3 protein-coding genes are annotated in these 2602 nt (G+C 59.0%); all 3 read left to right on the top strand.

Going from position 1 to position 2602, the window contains the following annotated elements; all coding sequences use genetic code 11:
• Positions 1–150 precede the first annotated feature (150 nt).
• Entirely contained in the window at positions 151–1431 is a 1281-nt protein-coding gene (hisS, locus tag MRY84_RS22400) for a histidine--tRNA ligase (protein ID WP_291507880.1), read from the top strand.
• Positions 1432–1445: 14 nt separating this feature from the next.
• A complete protein-coding gene (locus MRY84_RS22395) occupies positions 1446–2132 on the top strand; it encodes a tetratricopeptide repeat protein (protein WP_291507879.1) in 687 nt (228 codons plus the stop codon).
• Between the two features lie 2 nt (positions 2133–2134).
• The coding region (locus MRY84_RS22390; RefSeq protein WP_291507878.1) for a PQQ-binding-like beta-propeller repeat protein at positions 2135–2602 on the top strand (468 nt) is incomplete at its 3' end.

Genomic DNA, 2602 nt, shown 5'->3' with positions numbered 1-2602 from the left:
GCAATACATCGACAAGCGCTTTGGCGGGCTCGTGTCGCAGGTTTAGGCCTGTTGTGCTGCCATGCGTACGATTTCAAAAAAATACCAGATAAGAAAAGAACAGTTGTGAGCACTCCAAAAAGCGTCTCTCCCACCAAAGCAGAAAAGCTGATGGCCGTGAAAGGGATGAATGACATTCTCCCCCCCGAGTCTGCGCGCTGGGAGTGGTTGGAAGCCAAGGTTCGCGATCTCATGGCGCGGTATGCCTACCGCAATATCCGCACGCCCATCGTCGAGCACACGCCTCTTTTTGTGCGAGGGTTGGGGGAGGTGACTGACATCGTCGAGAAGGAGATGTATTCCTTCGAGGACCGCCTCAATGGCGAGCATCTCACCTTGCGTCCGGAAGCCACGGCAGGGGTGGTGCGGGCGGTTGCCGAACATTCCATGTTGTACGACGGGGGCAAACGCCTGTACTACATGGGGCCCATGTTTCGCCACGAGCGGCCGCAGCGGGGCCGATATCGGCAGTTCCATCAGATCGGTGCTGAGGCGCTGGGATTTGCGGGTGCTGAAGTCGACGCGGAGCTGATTTTGCTGGCCAAAGCGTTGTGGCGTGAGCTGGGTCTCAAAAATGTGCGACTGGAGCTCAACAGCCTGGGTCAACCCGATGAGCGGAAGGCGCATCGCGCAGCGCTCATTTCGTACCTTGAGCAGCATGTTGATGTGATGGACGAAGAGGCGCGTCGACGATTGCACAGCAATCCGTTGCGAATTTTGGATACCAAGAATCCCGCCATGCAAGCCATGGTGGAAGCAGCCCCCCGGTTGATTGATTTTCTCGGCGAGCAATCGTTGGCGCATTTTGAAGCCTTGAAGTCCATCTTGGCTGCCAACGCTGTCGAGTGGACTGTCAATCCACGCCTTGTGCGGGGAATGGATTACTACAACTTGACCGTGTTTGAGTTCGTGACGGATCAGTTGGGATCGCAAGGCACCATTTGTGGGGGCGGGCGCTATGACTACCTGATCGAGCAGATCGGCGGTAAAGCGGCACCTGCTGTGGGATGGGCCCTTGGCGTGGAACGGGTGCTTGAACTGCTCAAAGAGCAAGGCAGCGCAGTGCCTGCTATGGCGGCAGATGTGTACGCGGTTGTGCCGTCGGTGGATGTGCTGCCCTTAGCAATGGCGACGATCGAACGTTTGCGGCTGCTTGGCGTCGACGTGCAGATGTATGCAGCGCCGGCCAACGGCGAAGGCATGGGAAGCATGAAGTCGCAGTTCAAGAAAGCGGACGCGAGTGGCGCACAGCACGCGCTGATATTTGGCCAGGACGAGCTGTCTCGCGGGACGGTGGTCGTCAAGTCGCTCCGGGACGGTGTCGGCGCACAAGCCGAAAGGCCACTGGACAAGCTACCCGAATGGGCGGCCACCCTACAATCCAAGTGCTAAAACAGAACACATCCATGGCAAATCATTTAGATCTTGAAGAACAAGAGCAGCTTGACCAGCTCAAGCATTTTTGGAATACCTGGGGAAACCTCATCAGTGTCCTGTTGATCGCCATAGCTGGGTCGCTTCTTGCCTGGAACGGCTACCAGTACTGGCAAAACCGTCAAGCTAATCAGGCAGCCGCTCTTTACGAAGCGATTGAGGTTGCAGCCCGCTCAGGGGATCAACCGCGGATGGAACAAGCGTTTGCAGACATCAAGGCCAAGTATGCCAATACCACCCAGGCCAGCCAGGCTGGCTTGGCACTGGCAAAGGCCCTTGTAGATGCAGGAAATCTGGGTGGTGCGAAAGACGCGCTGGGGTGGGTAGCGACCCAATCCAGCGACGAGGGACTCAAGGCCCTCGCTCGGTTGCGTTTGGCCAGCGTGTTGATGGACGAAAAGAGCTACCCCGATGCACTTCAGCAGCTGTCGGGCGCGGTTCCGGTTGAGTTTGAGGGTGCGTTTGCAGATCGCCGCGGGGACATCTATCTGTTGCAGGACAACCGCACCCAGGCGATCGCTGAATACGCGAAAGCGTACAAATCGTGGGAAGAAAATGTCGAGTACCGCCGCTTGGTGCAAGTGAAGCTGGGTGCATTGGGCGTGTCGCCCGAGGGGGCGGTGACGGTTGCGGCGGGCTCTCAGGGTGGGGTGAAGTAGCCATGGTCGCCACTCCTGCAATCAACAAGCGGCCTCTGGCTGTGGTACTGCAACGCGTCTCTTGCATTTTGCTCGCGAGTGTCCTGGCGGGGTGTTCGCTGTGGAGTGGAGGGAACGCCAAGCCTGTACCTGCGGATCTGGGGGCGAATGTCCCGGTGCTCGGAGTTCGGCAGGCTTGGACGGCGCGCGTGGGCGGGACTGGAGGTTTTCCGCTGGAGGCTCACACAGCCGGCAATATGGTGACGCTCGCTTCTGCCGATGGTGTCGTGGCGGCTATCGATGCGCGAACAGGAGGCGACCTGTGGCGCACAGCTCTCTCGGAGCCGCTGTCGGCAGGCGTGGGCAGTGACGGAAAAACAGCGGCCGTGGTGGCCCGCAGCAATGCGTTGATCGTATTGGAAGCTGGACGAGAGCGGTGGCGTCAAACGCTGGCAGCTCAGGTCTTCACGCCGCCCCTGGTGGCTGGAGGG

The organism is Acidovorax sp., assembly GCF_022763525.1.
Classification (GTDB): domain Bacteria; phylum Pseudomonadota; class Gammaproteobacteria; order Burkholderiales; family Burkholderiaceae_C; genus Acidovorax.
This window is presented reverse-complemented; position numbering and strand designations above follow the sequence as displayed.

Bases quoted from the DNA above. Each gene is read 5' to 3' on its own strand.
- hisS (WP_291507880.1), top strand. From the start codon at position 151: ATGGCCGTGAAAGGGATGAATGACATTCTCCCCCCCGAGTCTGCGCGC.
- MRY84_RS22395 (WP_291507879.1), top strand. From the start codon at position 1,446: ATGGCAAATCATTTAGATCTTGAAGAACAAGAGCAGCTTGACCAGCTC.